The organism is Methylocystis sp. S23 (genome assembly GCF_054106005.1).
This window is the reverse complement of sequence record NZ_CM134185.1, coordinates 14,477-31,844: the sequence shown is the minus strand read 5'-3', so window position 1 is coordinate 31,844 and position 17,368 is coordinate 14,477. Positions and strand designations below refer to the sequence as shown.

Annotated in this window: 18 protein-coding genes; 11 read left to right on the top strand and 7 right to left on the bottom strand. The window is 66.6% G+C overall.

What is annotated here, in order from left to right; genetic code table 11:
- Positions 1-111: 111 nt before the first annotated feature.
- Positions 112-3,447 (bottom strand): carbamoyl-phosphate synthase large subunit, encoded by a 3,336-nt coding sequence (carB, locus tag ACV7JP_RS00160; RefSeq protein ID WP_457799127.1) that lies wholly within the window; start codon positions 3,445-3,447, stop codon positions 112-114.
- Between the two features lie 483 nt (positions 3,448-3,930).
- On the opposite strand from carB, the gene ACV7JP_RS00155 reads away from it, so the two are divergent.
- From ACV7JP_RS00155 to ACV7JP_RS00135, 5 genes are all read left to right on the top strand, one after another.
- Positions 3,931-4,275, top strand: a complete 345-nt coding sequence (locus ACV7JP_RS00155) for a hypothetical protein (protein ID WP_457797267.1) — start codon at positions 3,931-3,933, stop codon at positions 4,273-4,275.
- 23 nt (positions 4,276-4,298) lie between these two features.
- Complete coding sequence (locus ACV7JP_RS00150) at positions 4,299-4,619, top strand: hypothetical protein (RefSeq protein ID WP_457797266.1); 321 nt, start codon at positions 4,299-4,301, stop codon at positions 4,617-4,619.
- Positions 4,620-4,849: 230 nt separating this feature from the next.
- Positions 4,850-5,212: a hypothetical protein gene (locus ACV7JP_RS00145; protein ID WP_457797265.1), complete on the top strand. Its 363-nt coding sequence runs from the start codon at positions 4,850-4,852 to the stop codon at positions 5,210-5,212.
- Positions 5,213-5,307: 95 nt separating this feature from the next.
- Positions 5,308-5,610, top strand: a complete 303-nt coding sequence (locus ACV7JP_RS00140) for a c-type cytochrome (RefSeq protein WP_457797264.1) — start codon at positions 5,308-5,310, stop codon at positions 5,608-5,610.
- Complete coding sequence (locus ACV7JP_RS00135; RefSeq protein ID WP_457797263.1) at positions 5,610-5,984, top strand: GtrA family protein; 375 nt, start codon at positions 5,610-5,612, stop codon at positions 5,982-5,984. Before ACV7JP_RS00140 ends, ACV7JP_RS00135 begins: the two co-directional genes overlap by 1 nt.
- Positions 5,985-6,282: 298 nt before the next feature.
- On the opposite strand, the gene hemF is transcribed toward ACV7JP_RS00135, so the two are convergent.
- The 3 genes from hemF to ACV7JP_RS00120 form a co-directional block, all read right to left on the bottom strand.
- Positions 6,283-7,218, bottom strand: a complete 936-nt coding sequence (gene hemF, locus ACV7JP_RS00130) for an oxygen-dependent coproporphyrinogen oxidase (RefSeq protein ID WP_457797262.1) — start codon at positions 7,216-7,218, stop codon at positions 6,283-6,285.
- Between the two features lie 29 nt (positions 7,219-7,247).
- Positions 7,248-7,919 carry an rRNA methylase gene (locus ACV7JP_RS00125; RefSeq protein ID WP_457797261.1) on the bottom strand — a complete coding sequence of 224 codons (672 nt, stop codon included), beginning with the start codon at positions 7,917-7,919 and terminating at the stop codon, positions 7,248-7,250.
- Between the two features lie 107 nt (positions 7,920-8,026).
- Positions 8,027-8,500 carry a tRNA (cytidine(34)-2'-O)-methyltransferase gene (locus tag ACV7JP_RS00120; protein WP_457799126.1) on the bottom strand — a complete coding sequence of 158 codons (474 nt, stop codon included), beginning with the start codon at positions 8,498-8,500 and terminating at the stop codon, positions 8,027-8,029.
- A 289-nt stretch (positions 8,501-8,789) separates the two neighbouring features.
- Here ACV7JP_RS00120 and petA point away from each other — a divergent pair, with 289 nt between their 5' ends.
- The 3 genes from petA (at position 8,790) to ACV7JP_RS00105 (ending at position 11,516) form a co-directional block, all read left to right on the top strand.
- Positions 8,790-9,323: a ubiquinol-cytochrome c reductase iron-sulfur subunit gene (gene petA / locus ACV7JP_RS00115; protein WP_457797260.1), complete on the top strand. Its 534-nt coding sequence runs from the start codon at positions 8,790-8,792 to the stop codon at positions 9,321-9,323.
- A gap of 65 nt (positions 9,324-9,388) precedes the next feature.
- Positions 9,389-10,627, top strand: a complete 1,239-nt coding sequence (locus ACV7JP_RS00110; protein WP_457797259.1) for a cytochrome b — start codon at positions 9,389-9,391, stop codon at positions 10,625-10,627.
- Positions 10,628-10,661: 34 nt separating this feature from the next.
- Entirely contained in the window at positions 10,662-11,516 is an 855-nt protein-coding gene (locus tag ACV7JP_RS00105; protein WP_457797258.1) for a cytochrome c1, read from the top strand.
- A 94-nt stretch (positions 11,517-11,610) separates the two neighbouring features.
- Here the strand turns inward: ACV7JP_RS00105 and ACV7JP_RS00100 are convergent, their stop codons facing one another.
- A complete protein-coding gene (locus tag ACV7JP_RS00100) occupies positions 11,611-12,243 on the bottom strand; it encodes a MarC family protein (RefSeq protein ID WP_457797257.1) in 633 nt (210 codons plus the stop codon).
- 70 nt (positions 12,244-12,313) lie between these two features.
- The gene (gene smbP / locus ACV7JP_RS00095; protein ID WP_457797256.1) at positions 12,314-12,670 is read right to left on the bottom strand and encodes a small metal-binding protein SmbP; all 357 of its coding nucleotides are present in this window, start codon (positions 12,668-12,670) and stop codon (positions 12,314-12,316) included.
- A gap of 268 nt (positions 12,671-12,938) precedes the next feature.
- Between smbP and ACV7JP_RS00090 the strand changes: the two genes are divergently transcribed.
- Positions 12,939-14,237 carry a homoserine dehydrogenase gene (locus ACV7JP_RS00090; RefSeq protein WP_457797255.1) on the top strand — a complete coding sequence of 433 codons (1,299 nt, stop codon included), beginning with the start codon at positions 12,939-12,941 and terminating at the stop codon, positions 14,235-14,237.
- 17 nt (positions 14,238-14,254) lie between these two features.
- Positions 14,255-15,226 carry a class II fructose-bisphosphatase gene (glpX, locus tag ACV7JP_RS00085; RefSeq protein WP_457797254.1) on the top strand — a complete coding sequence of 324 codons (972 nt, stop codon included), beginning with the start codon at positions 14,255-14,257 and terminating at the stop codon, positions 15,224-15,226.
- A gap of 135 nt (positions 15,227-15,361) precedes the next feature.
- Here glpX and ACV7JP_RS00080 read toward each other — a convergent pair whose 3' ends face one another.
- A complete protein-coding gene (locus tag ACV7JP_RS00080; protein ID WP_457797253.1) occupies positions 15,362-15,847 on the bottom strand; it encodes a hypothetical protein in 486 nt (161 codons plus the stop codon).
- Positions 15,848-15,990: 143 nt separating this feature from the next.
- Here ACV7JP_RS00080 and ACV7JP_RS00075 point away from each other — a divergent pair, with 143 nt between their 5' ends.
- Positions 15,991-17,280: an RsmB/NOP family class I SAM-dependent RNA methyltransferase gene (locus ACV7JP_RS00075; protein WP_457797252.1), complete on the top strand. Its 1,290-nt coding sequence runs from the start codon at positions 15,991-15,993 to the stop codon at positions 17,278-17,280.
- Positions 17,281-17,368 lie beyond the last annotated feature (88 nt).

The following is a 17,368-nucleotide window of genomic DNA, read 5'->3' as shown; positions in this document are numbered from 1 at the left end:
AATCATATGTCCGTCGGTTTCGCCGCAAAAGCAGCGCCGGCGCCGGCTCCGGAGCGCTTCGCCGCCCCTGAAGCGGCGCGCTCCGGCGCCTGCCTCATAACTTCCTTGTTCTCAGTCGGTTGCGGGTTGAAAATAGTCCTGCAGCGCCCGCGCCTCTAGGTCTCCCGACACATAAGCCCGCACGCCCTGCGCCGCCGCGACCGCGCCGGCGAGAGTCGTATAATAGGGAACCTTATGCAGAAGCGCCGCGCGGCGCAAGGAACGCGAGTCGGCGAGCGCCTGGGCGCCCTCGGTCGTGTTGAAGACGAGCTGGATCGCGCCGTTCTTGATGGCGTCGACAATATGCGGCCGGCCTTCCGAGACCTTGTTGATCTTCTGCGCGGAAATGCCCTGCTCCTGCAGATAGCGGGCGGTGCCGCCGGTCGCGACCACGCTGAAGCCGATCTCCTTCAGGATGCGGACGGCGGGAAGAATGCGCGCCTTGTCGACGTCGCGCACCGAGACGAAGACCACGCCCTCGCGCGGCGCCTTGGTCCCGCCGCCGAGCTGGCTCTTCACGAAGGCCGCGTCGAAGGAGGTGTCGAGGCCGATCACCTCGCCGGTCGAGCGCATTTCCGGGCCGAGCACCGTGTCGACGCCGGGGAAGCGCGCGAAGGGGAAGACCGCCTCCTTCACGCCGATATGGTTCGGCCGGGTCGAGGGCAGCTTGAAGCTTGAGAGCTTCTCGCCCGCCATGACGCGCGCGGCGATCTTGGCGAAGGGCGCGCCGACGACCTTGGCCACGAAAGGCACGGTGCGCGAGGCGCGCGGATTCACTTCGAGGACGTAAAGCTCGCCGTCCTTGAGCGCGAATTGCACATTCATCAGGCCGACGACGCCGAGCGCCATTGCGAGGCTTCGGGTCTGCTCCTCGATCGCCGCGACGGTCTCCGGCGCGAGCGAGCGCGGCGGCAGGGAGCAGGCCGAGTCGCCCGAATGGATGCCCGCCTCCTCGATATGCTCCATCACTCCGGCGATGATCGCCTGCTCGCCATCGGCCACGCAATCGACGTCCACCTCGATCGCATCAGTGAGATAGCGGTCGAAGAGCAGGGGGTTCTTGCCGAGCACCATATTGATCTGCCCGGTCTTGTCGTTGGGATAGCGCGTCTTGATCTCGGACGGCACCAGGCTCGGCAGCGTGCCGAGGAGATAATCGTCGAGCTCGCCATTGTCGCGGATGATCGCCATGGCGCGGCCGCCGAGCACATAGCTCGGGCGCACGACGAGCGGCAGGCCGAGCTCGCCCGCGACGATGCGCGACTGCTCCACCGAATAGGCGATGCCGTTCTTGGGCTGTTTAAGGCTGAGCTTGTCGAGCAGGCGCTTGAAACGGTCGCGATCCTCCGCGAGGTCGATCGAGTCGACCGGCGTGCCGAGAATGGGCGCGCCCGTCGCGGCGAGGCCATGGGCGAGTTTCAGCGGCGTCTGCCCGCCATATTGCACGACGACGCCGACGAGCGTCCCATTCGATTTCTCGACGTCGAGAATCTCGGCGACGTCTTCATTCGTCAGCGGCTCGAAATAGAGGCGGTCCGACGTGTCGTAGTCCGTCGAGACCGTCTCCGGATTGCAGTTGATCATGATCGTTTCGAAGCCGGCGTCGTCCAGCGCGAAACAGGCGTGACAACAGCAATAGTCGAATTCGATGCCCTGGCCGATGCGGTTCGGGCCGCCGCCGAGGATCACGATCTTCCTGCGGTCGGAGGGTGCGGCCTCGCTGACCGGCGCGCCGATGAAAGGCGCCTCATAGGTCGAATACATATAGGCGGTGGGCGAGGCGAATTCCGCCGCGCAAGTGTCGATGCGCTTATAGACCGGCCGCACGCCGAGCGCGTGCCGCGCCTGGCGCACGGCCGATTCCTCGACGCCCGCGAGCGTGGCGAGACGCAGATCGGAGAAGCCCGCGAATTTCAGCTCGCGCAGGTTCTCGGCGTCCGTGGGCAGGCCGAATTTTCTGACCTTCTCCTCGAGCGCCACGATCTCCGCGATGCGCGCGATGAACCAGGGGTCGATCTTGCTCGCCTCGTGAATTTCGAGCTGGCTCATGCCGAGGCGCAGGGCCTGGCCGAGGACGAGAATGCGGTCCGGCGTCGGCGTGCCGAGCGCGCCGCGCAGCACGTTCATGTCGTCGCCCTTGCCGAGCCCCTCAATCTCGATCTCGTCGAGGCCGGAGAGGCCGGTCTCCAGCGAGCGCAGCGCTTTCTGAAGCGACTCCGCGAAATTGCGGCCGATCGCCATAGCCTCGCCGACCGATTTCATCGCGGTGGTGAGAACCGGCTCGGAGCCGGGGAATTTCTCGAAGGCGAAGCGCGGAATCTTGGTGACGACATAGTCGATCGTCGGCTCGAAGGAGGCGGGCGTCGCGCCGCCGGTAATGTCGTTGGCGATCTCGTCGAGCGTGTAGCCCACCGCCAGCCGTGCGGCGACCTTGGCGATGGGGAAGCCGGTCGCTTTGGAGGCGAGCGCAGAGGAGCGCGACACGCGCGGATTCATCTCGATGACGATCATGCGGCCCGTGCGCGGATCGACCGCGAACTGCACATTGGAGCCGCCCGTCTCGACGCCGATCTCGCGCAGCACGGCGAGCGAGGCGTCGCGCATGAGCTGATACTCTTTATCCGTCAGGGTCAGCGCCGGCGCGACGGTGATGGAGTCGCCCGTATGCACGCCCATCGGGTCGATATTCTCGATGGAGCAGATGATGATGCAATTGTCCGCTCTGTCGCGGACGACCTCCATCTCGTACTCTTTCCAGCCGAGAACGCTTTCCTCGATGAGCACTTCGTTGGTGGGAGAGGCGTCGATGCCGCGCTCGACGATCTCGATGAACTCCGCCTTGTTGTAGGCGATGCCGCCGCCCGTGCCGCCCAGCGTGAAGGAGGGGCGGATGATGGCGGGCAGGCCGATATCGTCCAGCGCGTCGAGCGCCGCGGTGAGCGTCTTGACATGGTGCGAGCGCGGCGTGTCGAGGCCGATCCGGGTCATGGCCTCGCGGAAGCGCTCGCGATCCTCCGCCTTGTCGATGGCGTGGGCCGTGGCGCCGATCATCTCGACGTCGAATTTCTTCAAGACGCCCATCTTTTCGAGCGAGAGCGCGCAATTGAGCGCCGTCTGGCCGCCCATGGTCGGGAGCAGGGCGAAGCCGCCGGGAACGGCGTAGCGCTCCTTCTCGATGATCTTGGCGACGAATTCCGGGGTGATCGGCTCGACATAGGTGCGATGGGCGAGATCGGGGTCGGTCATGATCGTCGCCGGATTGGAATTGACCAGAACGATCCGGTAGCCCTCCGCCTTCAGCGCCTTGCAGGCCTGCGTGCCGGAATAGTCGAATTCGCAGGCCTGGCCGATGACGATGGGCCCGGCGCCGATGATCAGGATGGTCGATATGTCGGTTCTTTTCGGCATGTTGGTCCGTAGCTGTCGCGGATCGCCCGCGCCCGCACCCCTCGCCCTCATGCTGAGGAGGCTCCGAAGGAGCCGTCTCGAAGCACGAGGGCGAGGGGTTGCGATCTTCGCCGGTTTCCTCCTCCTTCGAGACGCGAGCTTCGCTCGCTCCTCAGGATGAGGAAACCTTCGCCCGTCATTGACGCTCCCAAGCGCAAGGCGGGGGGCGCGCATAAAAAAAGGCCGCGTTCCCGGCCTTTTGGACCGGCACGCGTCCCGAGATGCCCGTCTTGCGGGCGGCGAGCGGGGCGCGCCCGGCTCGAAAGTCGAGGTCTGTCTAGACGAGAATGACGCGAGTGTGAAGGGGTGAGGCCGAGCTTTAACGGGCAAGCATGGGCGCGCGGGCGGGCTCGCCGCGTGCGCCGACGCACAAGACCTTTGACGTAACTGTGAAACAAGGGATTCATGGTTACGGCGCCGAAGGGTCCCGCCCGGAGAGAATTTATGTCAAGCCTGCTCGAGACCGGCCGGTGGACGGCCGTCGCCGTCGCGTTGCTCTCCACGAGCGGCGCGAGGGCGGAAGTTTTCAATGTCTGCTCGGTCCTGCCGACGCCGGACGGCTTCGTGGCCCTGCGGGACAGCCCGTCGCCCTCGGGCCGCCTCGTCGCGCGGATGCATCCCGACGAGGTCGTCGTCATCGATATGGCGCGCGGCGCTCCCGTGCGTTCCAGCGGTTGGCTCCGGGTCTCGCATTTTCCGGGCGCGGCGTTCCCCAATCCGGGCGACCCGGAATTCGCAAAGGTCCGCCGCGGCTGGGCGAAAGACAAGCTCGTCGACGAATGCGGTTAGTTCAAACCCAGGGAAATCCCGCCATGAAAGCGCATTCTCCATTCGTCGCGTTGGCTTTTGCCGGCGCGCTTTCGACGCTATCCGCGCCGGCCTCGGCGACAAGCTTCTGCAACCTCAAGAAAACGAAGGACGGCTTCGTCGCGCTGCGCGCCGGCCCGAGCCCCGATGCGAAGCTGCTCGCGAAAATGACGACCCGGGATGAAGTGATGGTCGGCGAGGGGCAGGACGGCAAATGGGTCGAGGTGACGTGGTGGCGCGGCGATGATCGGCTGAGCAAGAAATATGGCGGCCAAGGGCGGCGCGGCTGGATGAACGGCGCCCTGCTCGGCGAGCTTTGCGGCTGAGAAGGCGCCGCTGCGCAAGCGCGCGTCATGTCACAATATCAACATGATCGTCACAAGTTCGGAAAGAGTGTCGGCGGGCCGACTACTGTCGGAGCGCCGTCGAATATTTTCCTTTCGCACTTGCGAAAAAATCGAAAGGCGATAGCATCTTTCTCGCTGCTTCGGCGGCATTTCAATGACGCGCCGACAGACCGCGCGGGCGGTCCCCGCACAGGGAGTGTCTCGTCATCATGGCGTCGTCGGGCTTCGCGGCGTTTCTCAAGGATCCCAAACCCGTTGCGCGCGCTTTTGTCCGCCGCTACCGCATCGTCCTCTGGCTGGTGGTCGCGTCCATGTCCTTGACCGCGCTGATCATGCGGGAGAGCGAAGTCACGGTCGTCATTCTTGGCGTCAATCTCTTGCTGCTCTGGCTGGCGGTCGGCCTCTTCAAGAGCGGGCCGGCGGGCGTCTGGCTCGTCATTCTGGCCGAGATCCTCTCGGCGACGCAGATGCGGCCGAACCGGGGCGCGGCGCTGGCGTTGATCCTCAATCTGGCGCTGCTTCTCGTCGCGCTCATGGCCGCGCGTCTCGCCGCGGACAAGGACGCGGCGTAGCGGCCCGGAATCTCGGGCGGACGCCGGGACGCCCTTGCGCGGGCGCTCGCGCCCGCCCCATAAGCGGCTCGAAGGCCGCTTTGGAGACTGCCCCGATGAAATTGCCCGCCGCCTGCGCCGCGTTTTTGTTCCTCGCCTTGCCGGCTTCGGCGGAACAGAAATATGACCTCGCCAAAGTCGTCGCCGAATGCGCCGCCTGCCATGGGCCGGACGGCGTGGGGAACGACGTCGAAATCCCCAATCTCGCCGGTCAGCACGACCAATATATCTACATCCAGCTTCAGAACTTTAAATCCGGCAAGCGCCCGCACAAGGAAATGCGCTATGAGAGCCGCCATCTCTCGGATGAGGAGATGCGCGACCTCGCGCGCTATTACTCGCAACTGCCGTCGCGCTGATGATCCGCCAGCTCGCGACCTACGCCTCGGTCGGCGCCGGGGCGACGGCCGTCCATTACGCCATCCTCGTCGCGCTCGTGGAGGCGGGGGGCTGGGCGCCCGTTCCGGCGACGCTTTGCGGCTATGTCGCGGGCGGCGTCGTCGCCTATCTGCTCAACCGCCGGCACACTTTCGCGAGCGACAGGCCGCATGCCGAGGCGGGCTGGCGTTTCGGCCTCGTGGCTTTTGCCGGCTTCTGCGTCACTTTCGCGCTGATGAGCCTTTTCGTTGAGCGGCTCGGCGCGCCCTATCTGCCGGCGCAGGTCGTGACGACCGCGCTGGCGATGTTCGTGACCTTCGCGCTGAACAGGGTGTGGACGTTCGCCGAACGGTAAACCCGTCATTGCGAGCGGAGCGAAGCGATCCGGGGCCGCACCGCCGTTCTGGATTGCTTCGTCGGCTGCGCCTCCTCGCAATGACGGGCGATCGTATTGGGTTTCACCATGCTGGCGATGTTCGTGACCTTCGCGCTGAACGGGATATGGACGTTTGCCGAACGGTAAACCCGTCATTGCGAGCGGAGCGAAGCGATCCAGAGCCGTGATGACGCTCTGGATTGCTTCGTCGGCTGCGCCTCCTCGCAATGACGGGTGATCGTATTGAGCTTCACCCATGCGGAGCCCGAAGGCCGCGTCACGGCCACTTCACGGAAGGCGGCATCGACGAGAGAATCGAATCCACATTCCCTCCGGTCTTCAGCCCGAAGATCGTGCCCCTGTCGTAAAGGAGATTATACTCCACATAGCGCCCGCGGCGGACGAGCTGCTCCTCGCGCTGGGCCGGCGTCCAGGCCCTGGCGAAGTTGCGGCGCACGAGCTCCGGATAGATCGCGAGGAAGCTTTCGCCGACGTCCCGCGTGAAGGCGAAGTCCTTTTCCCAGCCGCTGGCGCCCGGATCGCCGGCGCTGTTGAAATAATCGTAGAAAATCCCGCCGATCCCGCGCGGCTCCTTGCGATGGGGGAGGTAGAAATATTCGTCGCACCATTCCTTGAAGCGCCGATAGTCGGCGACCGGATGGCGCTCGCACGCGGCCCGCATGGCCGCGTGGAAGTCGATCGTGTCCGGATCCTCCTGCGTGCGGCGGGCGTCGAGCACGGGCGTCAGATCGGCGCCGCCGCCGAACCAGGCCTTGGTCGTCACGACGAAACGCGTGTTCATATGCACAGCGGGAACGTTGGGGTTCCACGGATGGGCGATGAGCGAGATTCCGGTCGCGAAGAAGCGCGGATCTTCCGCCGCGCCGGGAATCTGCTTGGCGAATTCCGGCTGGAAGGTTCCGAAGACCGTCGAGCAATGGACGCCGGCCTTTTCGAAAACGCGGCCGTGGATCATGCCCATGCGCCCGCCGCCGCCCGGCGCGCCGTCATGGTTCTCGCGCGCCCATGGCGTGAGCTCGAAACGGCCCGGCGCGGTCGCCTCGGCGAAGGGGCCCGTCGCTTCGTTCTCCAGCGCCTCGAAAGCCGCGCAGATGCGCAATTGCAGCGACTCGAACCATTCGCGCGCTTCCTGTTTGCGGGATTCGAGCTGATCCTGCGCGGCGTCCATGAGCGTCTCCTTTTTGGCGCCCATCAACGCCGCCGACCGCGCCTTGTCAAATCTCAGCGATCCGGAACGTTGGCGACCTTCATCGGATGCGGCGCATGGGCCTCGGGAGAGGCGGCCACGGCTGCGAAGGCGGCGCCAAGGAACTCGGCCAGAGCGGTTTTCACATTGGCGCCGCGCCAGGTGAGCTTGGTTCTGTAGCAGGAACGCGGCTCGCCGATCGTCCAGGCGTTCCCCTCGGCCTTCGCCTTGCGCATCGCCTCCAGGGCTTCCGCTCTTAGACGCGGATCCTCGGTCATCTCGATCAGGCCGTCGGCCGCGAGATGCCGATCGGCGGCGTAATTCGCCTTCATCTCCGGCGTCGGGTTGGCGTAGTCGCATTTGAGGCCCGAGCCCTCGACGTAGAGCAGGCGGATCACCCAATTTTCCTTGAGCGACAAAATGTCGTTGGACAGCAGAAGCCCTTTCATGCTCTCCGGGATTTCCTTGCTCTCTTGCCCCGCCGCCGCAATATTCTCCGGCGACAGCCCGACCTTCACCGACGTCGCGCTCACCTCGAATTGCGCCAGTCGAGCGACGAGGCGGCCCGCGCCGTCGCGAAGGTCGCCGAAATTCGCGACGAGCGCATAGAGCCCGAAGCCCATGGCGAGGGTGAAAATTGCGCCGCGCAGCGAGTTGAAGAAGCGCTCGGCAATGAATAGCGAGACGCGCGTCGCCTGATAGGTCATCTCCGCCTCCGATGATTTATGAACGCCGCCTTAAAATCCGGCGGGCCATCGCACGCTAGGAGGCGGATTGCGTTTGCGCTGTGCGCGGACGCACAAGGCGGCGGAGGCTACAGGCGCCCGAGCTGGCGCAGCGCTTCTCCCATGACCATCGCCGCCGAGACCGCGACGTTGAGCGAGCGCGCCTGGGGCTGCATGGGGATTTTCACGGCGAGATCGGCGGCGGCGAAGACCTCGTCGGGCGCGCCGGCCGATTCGCGCCCCACGAGCAGTATGTCTCCGGGCTGAAAACCGCACCGGGCGTAGGACGCCGTCGCGCGGGTCGAGAGGAGAATGAGGCGCCGGGCGGCGCCCTGGGCGGCGCAAGCCGCGCGCCAGGACTGAAAGGCCTCGAAGGAGGGGTGCCGGCGGATCGTCGCCTGGTCCAGATAGTCCATCCCGGCCCGCCGGAAGGCGCGGTCCGTCACGGGAAAGCCCGCCGGGCCGATGATGGCGGCCTCGACGCCGAGGCAGGCGCACATGCGCAGCATCGTCCCGGCGTTCTGGGGGATGTCCGGCTGATACAAAGCGAGCGTGAGCGTCATGGAGGGAAACCGGCTGAAGTCCCAGAGAATTTGCGGCAAATCGCCGCGATTGTGCGTCGCAACGGAAAAGTCGCTGGAAGGGGTGAAGAATCCCGAGGTCGGCTTGTGGACATGCTGGCGGATTGGCGCCACATAAGCCGCGCGCGGAGAAGGCTTAACTATCGCCCGCCGCCCTGCCGCAAGGCCCCAGACTGGCGTGCGGAGCGAAAAAGTGGAACCATTGCTCCGAGTGGAGCTTGCGCTTGTCTTTGGAGCGCTCTTTATTCGTAGCGATTGGGAGAGGTCAGGCGTGAGCACCAGGAACGTCACAGAAAATACGCCGGCGGAGCCGAGCCGTCGAGACATTCTCTATATCGCGACGGGGGCGGCCGCCACGGTCGCCGCGGGCGGCATGGTCTGGCCGCTGATCTCGCAGATGAACCCGGACGCCTCCACCCTGGCGCTCGCCTCCACCGAAGTGGATTTGTCGGCCATCCCGGTCGGCCAGATCGTCACCGTCAAATGGCGCGGCAAGCCCGTTTTCATCCGTCATCGCACCCCCGAGGAGATCAAAACGGCGGCGGACGTGCCGCTCGCCGAACTCCCGGACCCCGAGCCCGACTCAAAGCGCGTCCAGAAGCCGGAATGGCTCGTGGTGATCGGCGTCTGCACGCATCTCGGCTGCATCCCCACCGGCAAGTCGGGCGAATATGACGGCTGGTTCTGCCCCTGCCACGGCTCGACCTACGATGTCTCCGGCCGCATCCGCAGCGGTCCGGCGCCGACCAATCTGGAAGTGCCGAAATACGCCTTCGTCAGCGACACGAAAATCAAGATCGGATAGGCATCGAGGCCTGCCCGCATTTCCCGCGCGCCTTCCGTCGCCATCGACGCATTCGAGAAAGTTCCATGAGCGGACATTCCCAATACACGCCCAAAAGCGGCTTCGCCCGTTGGCTGGAGCGCCGGCTGCCGATCATCAGCTTCATGCACGATTCCTTCGTCGCCTATCCGACGCCGAAAAATTTGAACTATATGTGGACGTTCGGCGCCATCCTGTCCTTCATGCTGGTGGCGCAGATCGTCACGGGCGTCGTGCTGGCGATGCACTACACGCCGGAGACGACGCTCGCTTTCGACTCCGTCGAGAAGATCATGCGCGACGTGAACTGGGGCTGGGCGCTGCGCTATGCGCACGCCAACGGCGCCTCCATGTTCTTCCTCGCCGTCTATATCCATATCTTCCGCGGCATGTATTACGGCTCCTACAAGGAGCCGCGCGAAGTGCTGTGGATCCTGGGCGTCATCATCTTCATGGCGATGATGGCGACGGGCTTCCTCGGCTATGTCCTGCCCTGGGGCCAGATGTCCTTCTGGGCGGCGACGGTCATCACCAATCTCTTCTCGGCGATCCCGGTCGTCGGGACCTCGATTACGACATGGCTGCTCGGCGGCTATTCGGTCGACAATCCGACCCTCAACCGCTTCTTCGCCCTGCATTACCTCCTGCCCTTCATCATCGTCGCCATCGTCGCGCTGCATGTCTGGGCGCTGCATGTGACGGGGCAGAACAATCCGACCGGCGTCGAGGTGAAGGACGTCAAGAAGGACACGGTGCCCTTCACGCCCTATGCGACGCTGAAGGACGGCTTCGCGATCGGCGCCTTCCTTGTCCTCTATGCCTGGATGACCTTCTTCGTGCCGAACTATCTCGGCCATCCCGACAATTACATCGAGGCGAACCCTCTGGTGACGCCGCCGCATATCGTGCCGGAATGGTATTTCCTGCCCTTCTACGCGATCCTGCGCGCGATCCCGAACAAGCTGCTGGGCGTCATCGCGCTATTTCTCTCGATCCTGATCACGGCGGCGCTGCCCTGGCTCGACAAATCGCCGGTGAAATCGGGCAGCTATCGCCCGCTGTTCCGCAAATTCTACTGGGTTTTCGTCGCGGTCTGCATCGGGCTCGGCTATCTCGGCGCGCAGCCGGCGGAGGGCGTCTATCTCTGGCTCGCCCGCTTGTTCTCCTTCTACTACTTCCTGCATTTCGTGATCGTCCTGCCCTTCATCGCGAAATATGAGAAGCCGGAGCCCTTGCCCGAATCGATCGACGCGGCCGTTGCGACGGGGAGCGCCTCCCATGCGTAAGGCGCGCCCCTTTTTGGCTCACCAGGACTCTTCGATGACGCGCAGACCGTTCTTGTCTTTCTTTTGGGGAGCGGCCCTGCTCGCCGCGGCTGTCGCGGCGGCGCCGGCTTATGCCGAATCCGGGCATCACGAGAAGAAGCCCGAGGTCCACGCCTGGAGCTTCGCGGGCGTTTTCGGCAGCTACGACAAGGGGCAGCTTCGCCGGGGCTTCAAGGTCTACAAGGAAGTCTGCTCGACCTGCCATTCGATCAAGATGCTGGCCTTCCGCAATCTCGGCCAGCCGGGCGGTCCGGAATTTTCCGAGAAGGAAGTCGCCGAGCTCGCCGCGACCTACAAGGTCAAGGACGGTCCGAACGATTCCGGCGAATATTTCGATCGTCCCGCGCGACCGAGCGACCGCTTCCCCCCGCCCTTCGCCAATGAGCAGGCCGCGCGCGCGGCCATGTCCGGCGCCTATCCGCCGGACATGTCCGTGCTCGTGAAGGCGCGCGGCTATGGGCGCGGTTTCCCGACCTTCCTGCTCGACGCATTGCCGGGCTTGGCTTATCAGGAGCATGGCTCGGACTATGTCGCGTCTCTGCTCAAGGGCTATTCCGAGCCGCCGCACGGCGTGACCGTGCCGGAAGGGCAGTTTTACAACGCCTATATGCCGGGCAATCGAATCGGCATGCCGCCGCCGCTCTCGGACGGCGCGGTGACCTATGACGACGGCGCGCCGCAGACGGTCGACCAATACGCCAGAGACGTGACGGCCTTCCTGATGTGGACCGCCGAACCGCATCTCGAGGCGCGCAAGCATATCGGGCAGGCCGTGCTCGCCTTTCTGATCGTCTTCGCGCTGCTGCTCTACTTCACCAAGCGCAAGATCTGGTCGAACGTCGCGCATTGAGGCGGCGCTTGTCATGCGAGGGGCGAAGCGACGAAGCAATCCTGAGCCGTGATGGCGCGTCTGGCGCAAGGGCCGTATCGCGCCCAGATTCCGGTCAGGAAAACAAGCTCCTCGCGCCGTCCACGACATATTGGACGGCGAGCGACGCCAAAAGCACGCCGACGAGCTTCTCCATCACGACGCTGGCCGAGGCGCCGATGAGGCGCTCGATGCGCGTCGCGAGGCGGCAGACGGCCCAGCAGATCAGGGTCACCGCCAAAATCGCGCCGATCAGCGCCGCGAGCCGCATGGGGTCGCCATGCGCCTCGCCGGCGATGAGCAGCGTCGCGGTAATGGCGCCGGGGCCGGCCATGAGCGGAATGGCGAGCGGGAAGGCGGCGACGCGTCCGCCATTTTCGCCGACGGCTTGCGCGGCGGCGGCCGCGTCGCGGCCGATGCGCACGCCCAGCACCATTTCCGAGGCGATCGAAAAGAGCAGCAGGCCGCCGGCGATGCGGAAAGCGGGGATTGTGATGCCGATCGCCCGCAGCAGGGCCGCGCCGCCGAGCGCCGCTCCCGTCAGGATGCAGAAGGCGTAGACGCAAGCTCGCGCCGCGACGCTGGCGCGGGCGGCGCGGCTATTGCCGGCCGTGGCGGCGAGGAAGATGGGCGCGAGCCCGAGCGGCTCCACGACGACGATCAGCGTCGCGAAAGCCGCGGCAAGCTCGTTGAAATCCGCCGCCGCCATGGGCCCTCCCGGCGGCGGCGCGCTGAAACGGGAGCCGCGCCGGGCGGGTGCCCGGCGCGCAGGTCCGCCGCTACTTGACCTTCTTCATCTCAGCTAGCGCGGCGCTCGAATGTTTCACGGCCCCGTCGGCGTCGCCGAACCGCGCCCGCGCCTCCGCCTTTTTGAGCAGGCGGATGGCGTCGTGAATGATCTTGTTCCCGGCGCGGTCGGCTTCTATCGCCTTCTCATGCAGCGCCTCGCGGGCGTGTCCCAACGCGTTGCGCAGATGCGCGACGATTTTCTTCGCGTCCGACTTTGCTTCGCCGGAAATCGCCTCCTCGGTATGCTCGATCGCGGCGGCGAGATGCGCTCCCACCCCGGCCTCGGCCGTGACGGGCGCGAAAGCGAGCGCGAGGCCGACAAGCGCCGCGGCGGTGAATTTGCTCATGTGCAACCCTCCCTTTCAGGCTTCGCATGGAGCGCGGCGAAAAAAGCGGAAGCCGGCTTTCGCCCGAAGCGCGCTCTGAACCTTTAATCAATCATTTTCCGTGATCGGGCGACTCCGCTCGATCGCTGCGCGATCAAGGGTGGGGCAAGCCGCTCTGTCCGGCAAGAGCGAAGCCTCTTCCTTGATCCCCCGGTCGGAATCGTGCACAAGGCTCCCCTTCAAGGCCCCGTTATCCCCGGGGTTCGTCGCTTTTCCCGGAAGGGCTGAAATGTCGGAGATTTTGCGCGTCGGCATCGCGGGGCTCGGCACCGTCGGCGCGGCGGTGGCGCGGCTTCTCCATCGGCAGGCGGCGGCGCTCACGGCGCGCACGGGCCGCCGCATCGTCGTCACGGGCGTCTCGGCGCGCGATCCGGACAAGAAGCGCGACGCCGATTTCTCCGATGCGGAGTTCTTCGCCGATCCGGTGAAGCTCGCCGCCTCCGGGAAGATCGACCTTTTCGTCGAGCTGATCGGCGGCTCGGAAGGGCCGGCGCGCGCCAGCGTCGAAACCGCGCTCGCGCACGGAAAATCCGTCGTCACGGCCAATAAGGCGCTGCTCGCGGCCCATGGCCTCCATCTGACGCAGCTTGCGGAGGAGAAGCGCGTCGCGCTCTCCTTCGAGGCCTCGGTCGCCGGCGGCATACCGATCGTCAAGACGCTGCGCGAGGGCCTCGCCGGCAATTCGATCGAGCGCGTCTACGGCATTCTCAACGGCACCTGCAATTACATCCTCTCGCGCATGGAGCGCGAGCAGCTTTCCTTCGAGGAGTGCCTGAAGGAGGCGCAGCGGCTCGGTTACGCCGAGGCGGACCCGACCTTCGACATTGGCGGCTTCGACACGGCGCATAAGCTCGCCATCCTCGCCTCGCTCGCCTTCGGCGTGCGTATCGCCGCGGAGTCGATCGACATCGAGGGCATAGAGCGCGTTTCGCTCGCCGATATCGAGGCGGCGGACGAGCTCGGCTTCCGCATCAAGCTGCTCGGCGTCGCGCAGCGCACGGCGGACGGCATCGAGCAGCGCGTGCATCCGACCATGGTCAGCAAGAATTCCGCCATCGCGCAGGTGATGGGCGTGCTCAACGCCGTCACCATCGACGCCGACGCGGTGCATGAGCTCACGCTCGTCGGCCCGGGCGCCGGCGGCGACGCGACGGCCTCGGCCGTCGTGGCCGATATCGCCGACATCGCCAAGGGCGTGCGCTCCGCGCCCTTCGGCCTGCCGGCGCCGCAGCTCTCGGAGCTGAAGCGCACGCCGATGCGCCGGCATGAGGGCGGCTATTACATCCGCATGTCGGTGAAGGACGTCGCCGGCGCCTTCGCGAAAATCGCGACGCGTATGGCCGAGCGCAAGATTTCGCTCGAGAGCATCATGCAGCGCGGGCAGCGCGGCGCGCCCGGCGCCTGCGTGGACGTGATCCTCATCACCCATGCGACGAGCGAGCATCTGGTGCGCGAGGCGCTGGAGCTGATCTTCCAGGACGGCACCATCGTGTCGCGCGCGCAGGTTATCCGCATCGAGCGCGAATAGCGCGCGGGAAACGCCCCATGCCTCTCGACGCCGCATCGATCGAAAGATTGCTCACCATCGAACTCGCGCGCGCCACCGAGCGGGCCGCCGTCGCCGCCGCGCGGCTGCGCGGGCGCGGCGACGAGATGGCCGCCGACCGCGCCGCCGTCGACGCCATGCATGAGGAATTGGCGCGGCTGCCGGTTCGCGGCCGTATCGTCATCGGCGAGGGCGAGGAGGGCGATTCGGCCAGGCTCCATGTCGGCGAGGAGATCGGCTGCGCCGCCGGGCCGCATGTCGAACTCGCCGTGGCGCCGCTCGAAGGGGCGACGCTCTGCGCCAAGGACCAGTCCGGCTCGATCGCCATCGCCGCCGCCGCGACCTCGGGGTTGCTGCTGCATGCGCCCGACAGCTACATGGACAAGATCGCCATCGGACCCGGCTATCCCGAGGGAGTCGTGGACCTTGATCGCGATCCGGCCGACAATGTCCGCGCGCTCGCGGAGGCGAAGGGCGTTCCGCCGGGCGAGATCACCGTCTGCGTGCTGGATCGGCCGCGCCATGCCGACATCATCTCCAAATGCCGCAAGGCGGGCGCCTGCGTGCGGCTGATCTCCGACGGCGACGTCGCCGGCGTCGTTTTCGTCACTGATCCGGCCGAGACGGGCGTCGATATGTATCTCGGCCGCGGCGGCGCGCCCGAGGGCGTCCTCGCCGCCGCCGTGCTGCGCTGCGCCGGCGGCCAGATGCAGGGTCGGCTGGTCTTGGAAAGCGCCGAGCAGCGCGCCCGCGCCGCGCGTCACGGCCTCACCGATCCGCGCAAGAAATACGGGGTGGCGGATATGGTGACGGGCGACGTCGTCGTCTGCATCACCGGCGTCACCGACGGACCCCTGGTCGACGGCGTCGTTTTCGGCAAGGACGGAACCGAGACGGAGACGCTCGTCTACCGCTCGGCGACCGGCACGGTGCGCCGGATCGGCGCGCGGCGGGGCGGCCGGCGATCCTAAAGCGCGCTGCGAAAAAGCGGAAATCCGCCTTTCGCGAAAAGCGCGCTCTTAACCTTTAGAATCCACCGCGTTATCGGCGTTCAGGCGATACAGCCCGAACGCCGCGTGATCTGTTGGCCCGAGCGGCGGCGCGCGTCAATGCATGGCGCTCGAACGGCCGTCGTCCGGATAGAGCGCGCGCGGGACGGGCGCGGATCTTGGACCCGGCGCGCCGCCGCGGGGCGCGAATCCGCCGCCGGGCGGTCCGGCCATCGGACCGGGGCCGGCCGCCGTCGGCCCGATGCTCGGGATGGGCGCGGGGCCGCCGGGCGGCCCCATCGGCCGCCCGCCCGCCGAAGTTCCGTCCGGATAGCCGCCCCCCGGTCCGCCCCCGGGAGGGGGGCCGTAGGGCGGCGAGCCGCCGGGACGCGGGCCGTAGCCCGGCCGGCCATAAAGGGGCGGGCCGCCATAGGGGCGCCGCCAATAGCCGCCGGGGCGGTAGCCATATCCATACCCGTAACCGGCATAGCCGTAGCCGGGGCCGTAGCCCGGCCCATAGCCGCCGTAATAATAGCCGGCGGTCGGTCCGCAGCCGGCGAGGCCTATCGCCGCCAGCAGTGTCGTCCAGCGCAAATGTTTCATCGTCCCCGCGTCGCTCCGTTGCAATCGACCGCCATGCTATGGGAGACAATCGCCAATCCAGAATGAACCTCATCTGAATGGCGACGCGAACCGGCCATGGCCCATCCGGGCCGATTCGCCTCCCGGAAAGCCGATCCTACCTTATGACGCCCGCCGCCCAACTTTCCGCTGCGATCGAAATTCTCGCAGATTTGTCCGAACGCCGCCGCCCCGTCGCCGAGGCGCTGAAGGATTGGGGCGCGTCCCATCGTTTCGCGGGCTCCAAGGACCGCGCCGCCATTGCGAGCCTCGTCTTCGACGCATTGCGCAAGAAGGCCTCCGCGGCCTGGGTCATGGGCGACGATTCTCCCCGCGCGGTCATGCTCGGGGCGCTGCGCGAGGCGCGGGGCCAGGACGCCGCGACGATCGCCGCGCTCTGCGCCGGCGAGCGCCACGCGCCGGCGCCGCTCACGGACCATGAGCGCGCAAGGCTCGAGACCGCGACGCTCGACGGCGCGCCGGACCATGTGAGGGGGGATTATCCCGAATGGCTCGCCGAGCGCTTCGCGGCGGCCTTCGGCGCGCGCGCGGCGGAGGAGGGCGCGGCGCTCTCGGCGCGGGCCCCCGTGGATCTTAGGGTCAACATTCTCAAAGGCTCGCGCGAGCAGGCGCTCGCCAAGCTCGCCCATCTCGATCCCGTCCCGACGCCGCTTTCGCCCATCGGGCTGCGAATCGAGGCCGGGCAGGGCAGGGGTCCCGCGCTGGCCGCCGAGACGGCCTATGTGAAGGGCTTCGTCGAGCCGCAGGACGAGGCCTCGCAGCTCGCCTCGCTGCTTTGCGCCGCCGCGCCCGGCGAGCAGGTTCTCGACCTCTGCGCCGGCGGCGGCGGCAAGGCGCTGGCGCTCGCGGGGCAGATGCACAACAAAGGGCAGCTTTACGCCTATGACGCCGACGGCCGGCGCCTCATGCCGATCCATGAGCGCCTGGAGCGCGCCGGCGCCCGCAACATCCAGGTGCGCCAGCCCAAAGGCAAGGCCGACGCGCTGGCCGATCTCGAAGGCCGCTGCGATCTCGTGCTGATCGACGTCCCCTGCACGGGAACGGGCGCCTGGCGGCGCCACCCCGACGCCAAATGGCGCCTCGCCCCCGGCGCGCTGGAGCTGCGGCTGAAGGAGCAGACCGCGCTGCTGGAACAGGCCCTGCGCTTCGTGAAGCCGGGCGGGCGGCTTGTTTATGCGACCTGCTCGCTGCTGCGGGACGAGAATGAGGATCAAGTCGCGGCGTTTCTGGCCGCGCATCCCGGCTTCGCGGCGCTTTTGGGGAAAGAGATGGCCGAACGAGCGGGACTCCCCGAACTTGCGCGCTTCGCCTCGCCGCACGGGGCGGGTATAAGGCTGTCGCCGGCGACGAGTGGAACGGACGGGTTTTATGTTGCGATTTTGCGCCGGTCGTGATTGCGCTGTGAGCGCGCGCCACTCCTTCTCCCCGCAAAGCGGGGAGAGGGTTAGGGTGAGGGGCGAGGGGTTCGAGCGGCCTCTCCGC

Bases quoted from the DNA above. Each gene is read 5' to 3' on its own strand.
- ACV7JP_RS00135 (WP_457797263.1), top strand. From the start codon at position 5,610: ATGATCCGCCAGCTCGCGACCTACGCCTCGGTCGGCGCCGGGGCGACG.
- hemF (WP_457797262.1), bottom strand. From the start codon at position 7,218: ATGGGCGCCAAAAAGGAGACGCTCATGGACGCCGCGCAGGATCAGCTC.
- ACV7JP_RS00090 (WP_457797255.1), top strand. From the start codon at position 12,939: ATGTCGGAGATTTTGCGCGTCGGCATCGCGGGGCTCGGCACCGTCGGC.
- ACV7JP_RS00080 (WP_457797253.1), bottom strand. From the start codon at position 15,847: ATGAAACATTTGCGCTGGACGACACTGCTGGCGGCGATAGGCCTCGCC.
- ACV7JP_RS00150 (WP_457797266.1), top strand. From the start codon at position 4,299: ATGAAAGCGCATTCTCCATTCGTCGCGTTGGCTTTTGCCGGCGCGCTT.
- glpX (WP_457797254.1), top strand. From the start codon at position 14,255: ATGCCTCTCGACGCCGCATCGATCGAAAGATTGCTCACCATCGAACTC.
- ACV7JP_RS00105 (WP_457797258.1), top strand. From the start codon at position 10,662: ATGACGCGCAGACCGTTCTTGTCTTTCTTTTGGGGAGCGGCCCTGCTC.
- ACV7JP_RS00125 (WP_457797261.1), bottom strand. From the start codon at position 7,919: ATGACCTATCAGGCGACGCGCGTCTCGCTATTCATTGCCGAGCGCTTC.
- ACV7JP_RS00120 (WP_457799126.1), bottom strand. From the start codon at position 8,500: ATGACGCTCACGCTCGCTTTGTATCAGCCGGACATCCCCCAGAACGCC.
- ACV7JP_RS00145 (WP_457797265.1), top strand. From the start codon at position 4,850: ATGGCGTCGTCGGGCTTCGCGGCGTTTCTCAAGGATCCCAAACCCGTT.
- ACV7JP_RS00110 (WP_457797259.1), top strand. From the start codon at position 9,389: ATGAGCGGACATTCCCAATACACGCCCAAAAGCGGCTTCGCCCGTTGG.
- ACV7JP_RS00140 (WP_457797264.1), top strand. From the start codon at position 5,308: ATGAAATTGCCCGCCGCCTGCGCCGCGTTTTTGTTCCTCGCCTTGCCG.
- ACV7JP_RS00075 (WP_457797252.1), top strand. From the start codon at position 15,991: ATGACGCCCGCCGCCCAACTTTCCGCTGCGATCGAAATTCTCGCAGAT.
- carB (WP_457799127.1), bottom strand. From the start codon at position 3,447: ATGCCGAAAAGAACCGACATATCGACCATCCTGATCATCGGCGCCGGG.
- smbP (WP_457797256.1), bottom strand. From the start codon at position 12,670: ATGAGCAAATTCACCGCCGCGGCGCTTGTCGGCCTCGCGCTCGCTTTC.
- ACV7JP_RS00155 (WP_457797267.1), top strand. From the start codon at position 3,931: ATGTCAAGCCTGCTCGAGACCGGCCGGTGGACGGCCGTCGCCGTCGCG.
- ACV7JP_RS00100 (WP_457797257.1), bottom strand. From the start codon at position 12,243: ATGGCGGCGGCGGATTTCAACGAGCTTGCCGCGGCTTTCGCGACGCTG.